Origin of the sequence: Clostridium isatidis (assembly GCF_002285495.1) — a bacterium.
Classification (GTDB): domain Bacteria; phylum Bacillota; class Clostridia; order Clostridiales; family Clostridiaceae; genus Clostridium; species Clostridium isatidis.
In genome coordinates this window covers 599,128-614,554 of sequence record NZ_CP016786.1, presented here as the reverse complement: position 1 = coordinate 614,554, position 15,427 = coordinate 599,128, and the positions used below count along the sequence as shown (strand labels likewise).

The window sequence follows — 15,427 nt, the reverse complement described above, 5'->3', positions numbered from 1 at the left end:
ATCCCCCCTTTACTATTCTGTCTTACAAATCATTCTTCTAATACCATATATTGAATTCTTAATATATTTAATACATTCATTTACTTCTAACCTATATAAGGTAAATATCAATACAGAATATAAGATTATATATACTACAAATCCATTATGCCAACTCAAAAAGTTAGATGTTACTAAAAATCCAACTAAAATACTAAACAAATATATAGTTTCTCTTTTTTCACATTTTAAATAATCAAAATCCTTCATTGAGTAATAATACCAGGTTATAAAAGATATAGTTGTTGCAATTGCTATACTAATCATATTTCTATAAATAATCATAGAAATGGCATTATAAACAGCTGATAATACAACCATTTTTGCTACTATCTTAGCATAATAACTTTCTTTTTTTCTAACTTTATATAAGTTAACATATAATGCATTAATTATTATCATATAAGGATATGCTGAAAAAGAAATAGAAATAATATTTAATGCTGGATTATACTTAGGAATAAATATTGATATTATAGCTGCTAGTACAAAATATGCAGCACTTGCTATTCCGCCTAGAAGTAAAAAATAATTCTTCATTTTCTTTATCTCATTAATATTTTCATTCTTTGACAAATGATTGAACAAAGTTATAGAAATGGAATTTACTAATATATTAATTATATTTAACAGTGATAATGCAAAAGAATAATATCCAAAATCAATAGTACTAAAAAATATTTTTATAAACCATCTATCTATAGCATAAAACATTAATACAGATAAATTTCCTAACAATATAAAGAAACCAACCTTTATATTATTAATAAATTTTCTGTTATAAACAGCCTTTACTTCCTTATCATAAAATTTTACTTCAAGAAAAATAACTACAATAAGATTTGCAATAATTGTTATAATACAATAATGAAGATAGCTATCTACTTTAAAAACTATTGCTAATAGAACATTAAAAGCAAGATATAAAAATGTATATAAATATAGGTTTAATGAATATTTCTTAAATTCTCCTGTAGCCTGAAATAATAAATTAAAGAATGACAAAATATTAATAGGAATTATACTTATTGCAGTTAGAAAAAGTATCATGTCTTTGCATATGATCGAAATAATAACAATAATTAATGTTATAAATAATTGACTAATTAATAGAACATTATGTTCTCCTTTTAATTCTCCTTTATTTATTTCTTCTATACTTTTTCCCCCATATTTAATATATAATCCATCAATAAATCCTAAGTGTAAAACTCCTACATAGGTTATATAAAAAGAATACATTTTTACATAAGAATATGTCTCTATTGATAATATAGCAGGTACTATAAAACCTATTACTATACTTGAAATTAAATTTATAAAATTAGCAGAAAAAATCCTAATTATATTTCTTCTTAAATTCATCTTTTTTCCTTTCAACTTTGCAAACTATAAGCTTTTCCCGTAACTTTGAAAAGACTGTAACTTCTTATCTTTATCTGATATAATAAGTTCATTTACTTTATCTAATGGCCACTTAATATCCAAGTCTCTATCATTCCATATTATTCCGGATTCATATTCTGGGGAATATACATTAGTACACTTATAATTAAATATCGCTTCATCAGAAAGAACTAAAAAGCCATGTGCAAATCCTTCCGGAATATAAAACTGTTTCTTGTTTTCATCTGAAAGAATTACAGCCTCCCATTTGCCAAATGTCTTAGATCCCTTTCTTAAATCTACGGCTACATCAAATACTGTTCCTTTAACGACTCTAACAAGCTTCCCTTGAGAATTTTTAGTTTGAAAATGTAATCCCCTAAGTACTCCCTTTTTGGACTTAGATTCATTCTCTTGAACAAACTTCATATCAAGTCCAGCTTTATAAAAATCATCTTTTTTATATAATTCCTGAAAATATCCTCTAGCATCAATATAAAGTTTACTTTCAATAACATAAAGCCCCTCTATATTTGTTTCAATAAAATTAAAATTCCCCATCAAATCATTTCCTTTCAAATAAGATTTATTTTTATTTATGTACACTATTATATATTCGAAAGTGCTTTCTTTATTGCATTGTAATTTTCAACATTACCATTAATTTTGTACTTAATAGCTTTAACAACATGCTCTAAATAAAAAATAAATTTTCCTAACAAATAATTAAATAATGAGGTTCTATGCTTAAATTTCTTCATTACTTTTAAAGTATTTTTGGTTTTCCAATATAATGAAAAGGCTGAATCTTCCCCTCCACTTGATAAACTTACCTTATGATACACTATAGCCTCTGGATTAAATATTATTTTAAAATTATTATCTAGAACTTTAAATGAATAATCTAAATCTTCACAATACATAAAATATTCTTCGTCAAGAAGTCCAACCTTTTCTATAACCTCTTTGCTAATCAACATAGCACAACCAGTCATAAAATTAATTTCAACTTCAGCATTACATTGCCCATTATCTGTTTCCTTTATATGATTATGAACTACCCTAAATCTAGTCCAGCTAACATCTCCTCCACCAAACCAAATCCTATTTTTTTCAGGATAATACATTATTTTAGCACCTACAATTCCTGCATCCGGATTTCTATTAAAACTTTCTAACATTTTAGATAAAAAATCTCTTTTTACCAATGTATCATTATTTAATAATAAAAAGTATTCAAATCCATTTTCTATAGCATATTTTATTCCTAAATTATTTCCAAATGAAAATCCTCCATTTTCTTTTGCTTCTATTAGTTTTATTTCATTTCCTAAACTTTTCAAATAAACTAAGGAATCATCTGTCGAATTATTATCTACTACAATAATTTTATAATTTTTATAATCAATAGCTTGAATACTCTCTATGCATTCCTTAATATATTCTTTGCCATTGTAATTTACTAATATTATTGCTACTTTACTCATTAGTAAAATCTCCTTCAAAACTAATACTTCTATTTATTTTATTACTAATAGCCTCAAAAGAATAATTGTCTTTATATAGTAATTGTCCATTTTTAGAAATCTTTCTATATAAATCTTTATTAGTTATTTCTTTTAACTTTTTTACAAACTCATCTGCATCATTAGCTATTAATATATTCTCATAATCTTTAACCTCTATACCCTCACATCCAATTTCAGTTGAAATAACAGGAATTCCTTTTCCTAATGCTTCTAATATCTTTACTCTTAAACCACTTCCAATAAAAATAGGAACAATCATAACATCACAAATTTCATAATATTGATTAACATCTTCTACATAGCCAGTTATAGTTACATTATTAAGATTCTTACAAAGCTCTAGTAATTCAGTATCTGGATCCTTTCCAACTATATATAATTCAATATCATCTTTTACTTTATTAAATACATTCTCTAAAAACCATTTTATTCCTTGTATATTAGGATACCAAGTCAATGTACCTAAAAACATAACTTTTATTTTATTTTGTAAATTAACTATATCTATATTTTTTTCAAAATTATTTTCAACTAGAATTGGAATTACTGTGAATTTTTCTTCATCAGCTTTTGATAATTTTATCATTTGAGTTTTATCCTCTTCTGATAATGCTAATATTCTATCAACTTTATTAATTACTTTGGCCTCAAATTTTTTCAATTTGATTAATTCTAGAAGTAAAAATAATTTTTTAATTATATTTTTTTCTTTTTCATAGTATCTTTTTATAATAATACTTTCGCAATTATGTTCATCTAATATTAATTTACCTGAAAAATCTTTTATATCATCTAAATATACAGCTAATTGTAAATGATCTATATATATACATTCATAATTATCAGAAATTTCATCTAACTTACTTTTAACATCCTTTTCTTTATATTTATATACACTATATGGATATTTAGAAAAAATACTTAGGACAGCTTTAATAAACATTTCCCTTTTATTTTTTCTTGTAGTCAATTTTTTAGGAAATGTGTATATTTTATTAATTAATTTATTTAATTCTCCTATATTATTCAAATCATTATCTTCTTCGAAAAAACAAATCATATCTACAGAATTTTCTTTAGCTAATGATTTTATTACATTATATGTTTTTATTTTGCCTCCATTATCTAATGGATAGGGTAACAAGTTTGTAATAAATAAAATATTCATAATAAATTCGCCTTTCTAGTTTGATCCTATAAATTTACTTAAAATTTTTATCTTTGATGCATCATCAGAATAAAATCTGCTTAATCCAATTACTGCACCTAAATATGTACCTGTTATTCCCTCATATAATACATGTCCACCAAAAGCAGCATGTACTAATCCCATAAATATTGCAAGTAAAACAAACACTTTATTAGTTATTTTCTTTCCTTTTTTAATCGATATTAAAATATTAATAATTGTATCAAGTAAAAAAATTGATATAACAATGAAAGCTAAATAACCAGAATATATTTTTATTCCTTCAAAATCCATCTCGATAATTTCAAATTCTTTCTTTCCTTCATTAACAACTTTATTAGCATACTTTACACCCATTCCAAAAAAATATTTTGGATTATGATTCAAATTATTTTTTATTTCTTCATTTATATATTTTATTTGTAAATCTCTATTCGATAAAATATAGCTAATAAAATTACTATATCCTGTATGTTTGAAATTTTCCTTTTGTTTATTTATGAAATTATTAACAAAAGAAACTGAAGCTATAAAAAATAATATAAGGATAATTAAAAGAATTTTAATAACTCTTTTATTTAAATTTTTTATATTATAAGGAACACCATAATAGAAAATAAAATACATTAAAGAAACTATAATTTCAAATGCTGCACCTATCATTCCAGATTTTGTTCCTATTTGCATTACAGCAACTATATTTAATAATAGTAATATAAAAATATACTTATTCTTCTTTTTTAGAAAATATAAAAAATTTATAGGTATTACAATCAATAATACAGCTGTTATTGAATTATGAATTACAAAAAAACCCTTATATCCAGAAATTGGTTTGTCTAAATATGTTTTTAATCCTATATTAAATATATTACTAAAAACAATACTAGCTCCTATAATAATCGTAGATAAATTTATACACTTTATAAAATAATCCTCATCAACCACTTTATTTTTTAACACTTCAAAAAAATACATCCCCGAAGCTATCATATTAACTATCTTCATAGAATATGATAAATTATCTATAAAACTAAATGGATAGCCCATTATCTTTGGATAAATAAACCCACATACCAATATCATACTTAAAATCAATAAATATTTAATATGATTTATATACCTTATATTAAATAATATGTATAGTAAAATAATCATCCTTAATACTAAATGAATAGGCACTTTAAAATTAATTATATGATAATTAACAGTATAAATTATGTCTATAATAGGAGTTAACATTAATATTATCATTATTGAATATTTATTATTTATATTAATATTTTTATTCAATTTCAAATTCTAATCTACACCTCTTCTATACTTAAAATACAATTTTATAATTTTAATATCATCTATTAAATATCTCTTATACATTCTCTTAGGTTCTTTAATCAATCTATATAACCATTCCAAGCCTAATCTTTGCATCCATTTTGGTGCCCTCTTTATATTTCCGGCTTCAAAATCAATTGATGCTCCGAGGCCTAAAGATATGGGAACATTTAACTTATCCTTATAATTAAAGATAAATTTTTCTTGTTTTGGTGCACCTAAACCAACAACTAAAATATCAGGTTTTGCTTTATTAACCAATTTAATTATTTTATTAATTTCAGCTTCATCATTTTCAAATCCATATTTTGGGGAATAACATCCTACTACATTAAGATTATTATATTTTAACTTTAGGTTCTCTGCAGCCTTTTGAGCAACACCTTCTGCAGCACCTAATAAATAAATTTTATATCCTTTTTCACTTGCCATTTTACATATTTTAGGAAAAATATCAGAGCCAGATACCTTTTCTTTTAATGGAGTACCCATTAACTTAGATATCCAAATTAATGGCATTCCATCAGCTAAGATTAAATCTGCGTTTTTATATACTTTTTTGAATTCTTCATCATATTCCAGTTTTACAATATGATCAACGTTAGGAGTAACAACATAAGATTTATCTTTTTTTAATATTATTTCATCAATAGCTTCTAATGCTTCTTCCATACTTACATTATCAACTACTATATTTAAAAGTTTTATTCTACCCATATTTTACCTCATATTAAATGTCAAAATATTCTTTTGCTAACTTAATTTCCTGTTCTTTAGATTTTGATGATATCATAATATAATCATCAGTTTCTACTATTATCAAATCATTTATATTATTCAATAATATTGGTTTTTTGGTAATTACAATGTTTCCTTTAGATTTATACGCATTTACATTATCTCTTTCAACATTTAAATTTTCATCTAAAATACTATATCTTTCAACACTGGACCAATTTCCCAAGTCATCCCATTCAAAATCTCCAATTATAACATAAATATTAGAGACTTTTTCCATAATTCCATAGTCTATTGATATTTCATCAACAGAATTATATTTTTTCTTTAAAACCTCATAATATGAATCTCTATCAGTTTCCACTATTTCTGATAAAATATTATATGTATTACTCATATATTCTCTTATCAAATTTAAAATATTGGAAGTTTTCCAAATGAAAATTCCACAATTCCATAAATAATTTCCATCTCTAACATATTTCTTTGCTAATTCATAATTAGGCTTTTCTATAAATTTATTAACATTATATATTGTATTTCCCTTTACATTATCTACTTTTTCATCATATTTAATATATCCATAACCTGTTTCTGGTCTATACGGCTTTATTCCAATTGTTAAAATTGATTCAATATTATTATTTACAAAATCATTTGCAGACAAAATTATATCCCTAAAAATGCTTTCATTTTCTATTAAGTGATCTGCAGGTAATACTACCATTGTTGAATCTTTAAATTTTTTCAAAATATGAAATGCAGATAAAGCTATACATGGAGCAGTATTTTTCGCATAAGGTTCTATAATAATATTCTCAACTGGAAAATCCGGAATTTGTTCCCTTACTAAATTCACATAATTCTCACAAGTACAAATAAAAATATTGTTTATTGACGATGCAATATCTCTTACTCTGCTTATAGTCATTTGTAACATCGTTTGATCGCCAACTAATTTCAAGAATTGTTTAGGTTTTTCTTCTGTTGATAATGGCCAAAATCTTGTCCCTTTACCACCTGCCATTATTAAAAAACATAAATCTTTCACGAGTTCCTCCTTGTCAAATAAAATATGTAAATTTATTCATCTATAATTACTTTCTATTATTTCTTAAAAAATTCTTTAAGATGAAATAATACTTTATCTACTTCTTCATTAGTTAATCCTGCATACATTGGTAATCTTATAAGTCTGCTACTAATACTTTCTGTTATTGGTAAATCTCCTTCTTTATACCCCATTTCAAGTCCCATTGGTGATGTATGTAAAGGAAGATAATGGAATGTACCTATGATATCATTTTGTTTAAAATATTCTAGCAAATTATTTCTCTCTTTTTCAGAATTTAATATTAAATAAAACATATGATAATTTATGTCATTATAATCAGGTATAATAGGTCTTCTTACCTTACCCATTTCTTCTAACTCGCGAGTTCCATCATAATATTTATTAAACACTTCTTTTCTGAGATTATTTATAGTATCTAACTCCTCAAATTGAGCCATTAAAAATGCAGATATCATTTCAGAAGGTAAGTAAGATGAACCCATCTTTACCCAAGTATATTTATCAACTTGTCCTCTATAAAAATTACTTCTATTTGTTCCCTTTTCTCTAACAATTTCTGCACTTTCGATTAAAGTTTTATCATCAATATTAATTAATAATGCTCCACCTTCACCAGCTACATAATTTTTTGTTTCATGGAAAGAGTAACATCCCATATGACCAATAGTACCTAAATACTTACCTTTATATTTTGCATTAACAGCTTGTGCAGCATCTTCTATTACTAATATATTATTTTTATTTGCTATTTCCATTAGCTTATCCATATCACAAGAAACTCCAGCATAATGTACAACAATTATAGCTTTTGTCCTTTCAGTTATTTTTTTCTCAACATCTTCTAAATCAATTACTAATGTATTTGGATCTATATCAGCAAAAATACATTTGCCACCTCTTAAAACTATAGAATTCGCAGTTGAAACAAATGTATAAGAAGGTAAAATAACCTCATCTCCTTCTTTGATATCAGCTAAAATGCAGCTCATATCTAATGCCATTGAACATGATGTTGTCATTAATGCTTTTTTAGTATTAAATGTTTTTTCCATAAATTCAGATACTTTTTTTGTGTAATATCCATCACCGCATATTTTATTCCTTTTAAGTGTATCCTCTATGTATTCAATTTCTTTTCCTGTATAATATGGTTTATTAAATGATATCATCTTTTTCACTCCCTATATATTAAAAATTATAATGCCTAAAGCAATTATGATATTTCCTAAAATTTTATTTTTTGTAATTTTTTCTTTTAGGATTATTTTACTTAATATGAGTATAAATAAATAGCTTAGTGACATAAATACTTGGATACTTTTTAAACTAATATGTTTCAAAGCCATTGTATTTAATAGCATAGTTACAAAAAACATGGCATAAGAAAATATTACATATATATTTAAATATTCATATATCGGTTTTTTATATTCTCTATTACTACTTAATTTAAGTAATACTTGAGATAAAGAAGTTAGTACAATAGAAATTAATATGATAACTATTCCTTTAATGCTCATCTTTTACCATCACCCTTATTCCAATTAATATTATTATTGAGCCAACTACATTTTTAATAGTTATAGTTTCGTTAAATAAAATAGCTGCCCAAAACAAATTATATATTATAACTAAAGCCTTATTAGAATACGCAAAAGATAAATCAAAATTTTTAATTGCTTTTTGCCATAAAATAGCGTATATACCTATAGAGACTAACTGAAGAAAGTACCACTTAATAAAATCTATAGAAAAAATCTCATGTTGTGATGCAACTTTAGCTAATATACTTACAATTGGGTAATAGAATATTATGGCGTTTAAAAATATTATGTCCTTAAAGTTGTATTTTTTTTTATCTATATTATCTTTTTCCATAAAATCACCTACATTATTTAAGATCCATTATTTTTTTCATGTCATATAATGCATCTTCTAACTCCCATTTATATTTCCATCCTAATTCATTAGTAGCTTTAGAACAATCCATTAAAAAATTAGTTGTATCTTCTGGTTTATCTGATAGAAGCTTTAAATTCCCTTCATTGTCAAATACTTTATTTATTATTTCTGCTAACTCCTTATGAGATGTATTTTTATTTGTTCCTATATTAAATATTCCCTTTTTATCTGGACAATTTATTGCCTTTATGAAGGCGTCAGCCACATCTTTAACATAAATATATTCTCTTCTTCCTACTCCTTTTCCGAATAAATTAAGAGTTTCTTTTCTATATGCCTGATTAATAAAATTCATAAGCATAAAGCCTTCTCTTTCTCCAACTCCTACTACTCTTGCTACTCTTAAACACTTTATAAACATACCTTTTTTCTCATTATAGTAATTAGCGATATTCTCCACTGCGACTTTTCCAATTCCATAAAAACCTAGCGGCTGAACATTCATATCTTCTTTCCAAGGTAATTCATTTTTCTCACTATAATTAGAAATTGATGATGCAAATACTACATTTTTTATATTATTAGTTCTACATGCTTCAAAAATATTTATAGACATTTCTATATTTTTCATTGTAGCGTCAAAGCCTTCATTTGCATAATCTACTCCTGGTCTCTGAGCTGCTAAATGAATTACAGCATCTACACCCTTTAACATTTCAATCAAATCATTTTTAGAAAAATCAGTAGCAACATATTTATACTTCTTATGTTTATATACAAACTCATTGATATCTTTATTTCTTCCAATTAAAAGAAAATCATATTTATCTCCGTACATATCAATAATCCATTTTCCAAGAAAGCCTGTTCCGCCAGTTAAAGCTATTTTCACAAAAATCCCACCTTATTTCTTTGAAATATTTTCTTCTATTACATATTGTTCTATTTCTTTATTATCAACTTTTAAATCATATATTTCATTATTATGAGTAAAATTAAAAGTTTCTTTAATAATATATTGAGGAGAATTATTAATACACATAAAAATACGTCCTACATATTCTCCAACAATTCCCATTAGTATCATATTTATTGATATAGCAATAATTATTAATGAAGTAAAAATAGCATTTTGAGAACTATATCCAAAGAAACTTCTAATAATAGATATAATAAGCATTATCAATGATAATATACCTATAGAAGCTCCAAAGTAATTACATAATCTAATTGGAGAAACAGAAAAATTTGTACATCCATTTACCCATAAAAGTAATAACTTTCTAAAATTATAATTTGATTCTCCAAAAGCTCTCTTATTATGTTCAACTTCAACATTAGCAATATTTTTAGTTACTCTCAATAATAATCCACTAACATATGGATAAGGTCCTTTATACTTTATTACTTCGTCAATAACATATCTTCTTGCAACATAAAAACTTCCAATTGATATATCTTTTGGCTTACCCATCATCTTTTCAGCCATATATTTATTTACTAATGTACCAATATTTCTCCAGTTAGAATGTTTTTTATTACTATATTTAGCATATACAATATCATAATTTTCTTGTATAAGCTTATTAAGCATCTTTTCTACTTCTAATGGATTTGTTTGAAGATCATCATCCATATTTATAACATAGTCACCAGTTAAATTATTAAAAGCTGCTAATATTGCTGAATGTTGTCCAAAATTTCTAGATAAATTCAATAACTTAACCTTTGAATTATTTTTACATATGTCTTTACAGACCTCTAATGAATTATCAGTACTTCCATCGTTAGTTAATACAACTTCATAGTCATATTTACCTAAACCTTTAACTAATTCTATTATTTTTTCTATAACTATCTTTATAGATTTTTCTGAATTATATACAGGTATCACAAAAGATAATTTTTCCATAAAAATCCCCCATTATTGTATCTTATATAAATAAATTTTCCAAAATGAATTATCATTTTCAAACGTATTTAATAAGATCATATTTTCATTATTAATAGGAAGCGCAGCTAAAATATACTCGCATCCCATTTCTTTTAATACATCAAAATTTATATTTAAATAATTTAAATAATATTTATCATTTTTATGTATTATAAAGTTATTATTATCAGCTCTAAATTTACTAAATAAGTCTCCTGGATAACATGGAAAAATAAAAAATTTACTTCCCCATCTATCGTAATATCCCTTAGCATCTTCATTTTTTTCTAATTCATTTTCAATTATTTTTCTAAACTGCTTTTTATATTCTAAAGGATAATTAGGCAGATAGCCGTCTAAAGTATAAAAGCCATTATATTGAGTAATAGCTGGTTCAAGGCCTATACTTACCACTCTATAAGATTCTTGATCTTTTCCTATATACTCTTTAATTTCATTCATAATATCTTCTGCATAAAACTCTTTATATGTAGGATTTTTCTTTAAAAATTCTGTATTAAAATCACTTTTGTAAAAAGAAAAAGTAATTTGACCACAAATTATTATTAAGATTATAAATTGAGCTAATACTTCTGTATATTTCTTATTTTTAATTTTTAATCCAGTAATAAAATTGCTAATTTGAAATAAAGAATAAGCAAATAGTATATGCCATATTAGAGCCTGAAGCCAGTTAAATCTACTAAATCTAAAAGTTCCTAATAATTCAAATTTATCTTTTAGTGCTGCAAATCCCGAATATTCATAAAAACCATAAAGAAATGAAATTCCTACTAGTAATAATAAAGCTAACAGCGTTTTTTTATAGTTTCTTTTCTTTATACTTATTACTAAATTCAAAAATACTGTAAAATTTATAAAGTATTTATGTAAACTTGCTGCCTGGTATTGCCCCTCTAAAAAGTTATCTCTAACCATATTTAAACAAGCTTTAAATGTCTTTACATTTAAATTCCATTCAGTTCTATGAGATACATAAGAATCACCTAAGAACATGCTTCCTACCAACCTGTATTCAATAGCTAAGAAACATACTCCCATAAAAATTATGGATAATAAAAACTTAATATTTAACTTTTTAAGCCTTATTAAATCATATAACCAAATTAAACCTATTCCTAATAAGAAGAAGGAAAAGGCTAATACCAATGAAGAATACATAGCAATAATAACTATTAATATCCAATCAATGAATTTATCTTTATTTTCTCTTATATTTAAGAAAATATATAGCGCTAAAGGCTGACCAGCAATACTTAGTCCACCAGATGGCCAGAATGGTAATAAGGCAAAACATACTGCAACACCATAAATAATAATATTTCTCTTAATAAACTTATTTTCTTTAATTACAATATGTTTTTTTAATAATAAAACCATTCCTACATATGCCACAACTCTCATTAATAATTGATTAGTTACATATGCCCAAAATGGGCTCATTATCAAATATAATAGTCTTGGTACAAATAACTCAGAACCTAATACATTTCTTGGAACACCATTCATAATATTAGGTATAGTAGAATCATAAGAACCAAAATATTGACCACTTTCTGCTAAAATTTTGTACCATGTTACATTTGAATCTAGATTATCATGTATTAATATATATGAATTTTCGCCAAGTAAAAAATAAGGCAAAACATAAATAAATACAATAGAAAGTCCAATACAAAAGTATTTATTTATATATATCCACTTTAAAATTTTATTGTCTTTGTTGAATACTTTTTTTAGTTTATTGATAATTTTACTATCTATATTTAAAACTTTATTTACAATAAATAAAATAAGTAGATTAATATAAACTAAAATTAATAACAAAATTGAAATGACTATATATTTATTTAAATATCCACCTTCAATTAGGCCATTAATTTCAAAAAACATTTTATTAGTATAATATGTCTTAAATCTTAAATCTTTTTCTTGAGATTCTCCATTAATTATTATATTTCCATTAATATAAACATTATTTTCAGAAGCATATAGTGATATAGAGTTCTCTTCATTAGCATCACTTGATGTAACCTTAATAATATACTCTTTATCTTTCGAATCATTAATTGGACTAAAAACAAATTCTTCATAATTATTGTTTTTAAAATCCTTAGCGTTCTTAATTACACTCCTTAATACATTACCACTATTTTTATCTATAATAGAAACATTAATATTAGAAGCATTTTCTCTACCTTTAGTATCTATATATAAACTTACTGATGATAAATTATTTTCCCCACTAGTAAATTCTTGCTCTATTGTTGTCCCCGATACTATTTTATCGGTAGGACCATAAGATAAAACTTGTGTAACATCTTCATAATAAAATAATTTATTTAAACATAAGATAATAGAAATTAGCTCAACAATTAATATTAATGGAAAAACTAATTTTTTATTTTTATATATTTTATTCATATGTTATCTCCTTATTTAGGTTCTAATTAACTTCTAAATATATAATTCTTTTCCATTATACATAATAGAGTTATTAAATTTTCTCTATTATGTAACCGCCTTTTTCCATATAGCCATTAATTTTCTTAACTATATCTCCATTTTCATAATACCATTGTAAATATTCTGCTTTATCTACATTATATTTTTCTCTATTATATTTAACTCCAGTTTCTTCACATAAAAATTTTAATGTTTTTGGCTCATTTTTTAATAAATCTTTTCCTCTTACTTCATTAAAATCAACATCTAAATCTCTCATTAAATAATCAAGTGTCATAGATAAAAGATTTACTCCAGTATAATGTTTTATTAAATTCCACATATGACATCCATCAAGTCTTGGTGTAACCTCTATTATCTTTGGAACACCATTCATTATTTTTATTTGGAAATATGCCGGCCCATTTAAAATTCCTAATTTATTCATTACACTGATTGCTATTTCTCTGACTTTCTTTTCAACATCAGCACTACAAAAACTTGTTGGAACAACATGTTCTTTAATTATTCCTCCTGGTAAATCTTCAAAAACAATTCTATCTGAAACTAAAGCAAAAATAACTTCCCCATTAACAGCAAAAGCATTTACTGATACTTCAGGACCATCAATATATTCTTCAATAATTAATTCTTTTCTTACAGAATAACTCATAGAATCATCAAAATATTTTTCAAATTCAATCTTATTATTTATAAGTCTAACTCCTCTTTGTCCTTGACTATCTACAGGTTTTAGTATTGCTGGGTATTCTCTCCATTCATCTATTTCATCTTTGCTTTTAATTAACTTAAATTTAACATTTCCTTCAAAGTCTTCTCCTAAAACTTTACGTAATTGATACTTATTCTGGCAAATTTGTGCAGTTTCATATGTAATAAAATGAGGTAAATTAAGTTCCTCACTTACTTTAGCAACCGTTGGCATAGCTATATCTGAACCAACTGAATAAACTATGTCTATCTTATTATCAATAACATATTTTTTTACCCCTTCTATATCTTTGATATCTATAATTTTAAAATCATCTAATTCAGCTTTATCTCTGCCTTGATCATTGTAACTACAAGCATAAACTTTATATCCCTTTTCTTTGCAATAATTAATAGCATCTAATTGTGCATTTCCTATTCCTAATATACATATTTTTTTCATATTTATCTCTCCTCAGAAATCAAATTATTTATAATATTAATTAAGTTAAACAAACTAGTAAAAAGTATTACTATAATTATAATTAAATATATAGGTGATAAATTCATCTGGCTAATAATTTCATAAATTGAACTATTAATACTTTTCTTATATTCTGCCATAAATGAAATATCAAAATCCTTAACATCTCCATCTATATATAAATCCCCATAAGTGTAATCATTATAAAGCGAAGAATATATTGTAATTTTCTGCTCAGTATCCTTATCCAAAGAATTTATATATATACTATATTCTTCTCCTTTTGAGACCATAATTGGATCAAAGTATATTTTAGTAAATTTTCCTTCTTTAATATTTTTACCATTAATAATCTCCTTTGTAATAACATTATTATCCTTATCAGAAATCTTAATTTCTATATCTGAAGTATATTTACTCATATATTTACCAAATATTATCCCTACTCCATATAAATTATCTTCATTTGCATAGAAAGTCTGTTTAATTTCTGAAATATCTGATAAATCACCAATATTACCGCTTAAAGTTTTTACATATGTATACTCTTTTCCCCTAGGAAAGTTAATTAAAATTATTAATATAATACAAAGTAAAAAAAGTATTGAAAGAATTTTACCCCTTTTTTTGTTAATCAATA

At 24.5% G+C, this 15,427-nt stretch carries 15 protein-coding genes; all 15 read right to left on the bottom strand.

Annotated elements, in window-relative coordinates; genetic code table 11:
• Positions 1 to 12: 12 nt before the first annotated feature.
• A complete protein-coding gene (locus BEN51_RS02920) occupies positions 13 to 1,404 on the bottom strand; it encodes a lipopolysaccharide biosynthesis protein (RefSeq protein WP_119864599.1) in 1,392 nt (463 codons plus the stop codon).
• 24 nt (positions 1,405 to 1,428) lie between these two features.
• Positions 1,429 to 1,986 (bottom strand): dTDP-4-dehydrorhamnose 3,5-epimerase, encoded by a 558-nt coding sequence (gene rfbC, locus BEN51_RS02915; RefSeq protein WP_119864598.1) that lies wholly within the window; start codon positions 1,984 to 1,986, stop codon positions 1,429 to 1,431.
• Between the two features lie 47 nt (positions 1,987 to 2,033).
• Complete coding sequence (locus tag BEN51_RS02910) at positions 2,034 to 2,912, bottom strand: glycosyltransferase family 2 protein (protein ID WP_119864597.1); 879 nt, start codon at positions 2,910 to 2,912, stop codon at positions 2,034 to 2,036.
• Positions 2,905 to 4,122, bottom strand: a complete 1,218-nt coding sequence (locus BEN51_RS02905) for a glycosyltransferase (protein ID WP_119864596.1) — start codon at positions 4,120 to 4,122, stop codon at positions 2,905 to 2,907. The genes BEN51_RS02910 and BEN51_RS02905 overlap by 8 nt, the downstream gene beginning before the upstream one ends.
• Positions 4,123 to 4,137: 15 nt before the next feature.
• The gene (locus BEN51_RS02900; protein WP_123962155.1) at positions 4,138 to 5,436 is read right to left on the bottom strand and encodes an O-antigen ligase family protein; all 1,299 of its coding nucleotides are present in this window, start codon (positions 5,434 to 5,436) and stop codon (positions 4,138 to 4,140) included.
• A gap of 9 nt (positions 5,437 to 5,445) precedes the next feature.
• Positions 5,446 to 6,195, bottom strand: a complete 750-nt coding sequence (locus BEN51_RS02895; RefSeq protein ID WP_119864594.1) for a WecB/TagA/CpsF family glycosyltransferase — start codon at positions 6,193 to 6,195, stop codon at positions 5,446 to 5,448.
• A gap of 13 nt (positions 6,196 to 6,208) precedes the next feature.
• Positions 6,209 to 7,243, bottom strand: coding sequence for a mannose-1-phosphate guanylyltransferase (locus BEN51_RS02890; RefSeq protein WP_119866559.1), 1,035 nt, complete (start codon positions 7,241 to 7,243; stop codon positions 6,209 to 6,211).
• An 80-nt stretch (positions 7,244 to 7,323) separates the two neighbouring features.
• Positions 7,324 to 8,460 carry a dTDP-4-amino-4,6-dideoxygalactose transaminase gene (gene rffA, locus BEN51_RS02885; RefSeq protein WP_119864593.1) on the bottom strand — a complete coding sequence of 379 codons (1,137 nt, stop codon included), beginning with the start codon at positions 8,458 to 8,460 and terminating at the stop codon, positions 7,324 to 7,326.
• 12 nt (positions 8,461 to 8,472) lie between these two features.
• On the bottom strand, positions 8,473 to 8,811 hold the full coding sequence (locus BEN51_RS02880) for an EamA family transporter (protein WP_119864592.1): 339 nt from the start codon (positions 8,809 to 8,811) through the stop codon (positions 8,473 to 8,475).
• On the bottom strand, positions 8,801 to 9,169 hold the full coding sequence (locus BEN51_RS02875; RefSeq protein ID WP_119864591.1) for a DMT family transporter: 369 nt from the start codon (positions 9,167 to 9,169) through the stop codon (positions 8,801 to 8,803). The genes BEN51_RS02880 and BEN51_RS02875 overlap by 11 nt, the downstream gene beginning before the upstream one ends.
• A 13-nt stretch (positions 9,170 to 9,182) precedes the next feature.
• Positions 9,183 to 10,085, bottom strand: coding sequence for an NAD-dependent epimerase/dehydratase family protein (locus BEN51_RS02870; RefSeq protein ID WP_164704080.1), 903 nt, complete (start codon positions 10,083 to 10,085; stop codon positions 9,183 to 9,185).
• A 12-nt stretch (positions 10,086 to 10,097) separates the two neighbouring features.
• On the bottom strand, positions 10,098 to 11,105 hold the full coding sequence (locus BEN51_RS02865; RefSeq protein ID WP_119864589.1) for a glycosyltransferase family 2 protein: 1,008 nt from the start codon (positions 11,103 to 11,105) through the stop codon (positions 10,098 to 10,100).
• A 12-nt stretch (positions 11,106 to 11,117) separates the two neighbouring features.
• Positions 11,118 to 13,571: a DUF6044 family protein gene (locus BEN51_RS02860; protein WP_119864588.1), complete on the bottom strand. Its 2,454-nt coding sequence runs from the start codon at positions 13,569 to 13,571 to the stop codon at positions 11,118 to 11,120.
• A gap of 73 nt (positions 13,572 to 13,644) precedes the next feature.
• Positions 13,645 to 14,766: an ATP-grasp domain-containing protein gene (locus BEN51_RS02855; protein ID WP_119864587.1), complete on the bottom strand. Its 1,122-nt coding sequence runs from the start codon at positions 14,764 to 14,766 to the stop codon at positions 13,645 to 13,647.
• 2 nt (positions 14,767 to 14,768) lie between these two features.
• Entirely contained in the window at positions 14,769 to 15,425 is a 657-nt protein-coding gene (locus BEN51_RS02850) for a hypothetical protein (protein ID WP_119864586.1), read from the bottom strand.
• Positions 15,426 to 15,427 lie beyond the last annotated feature (2 nt).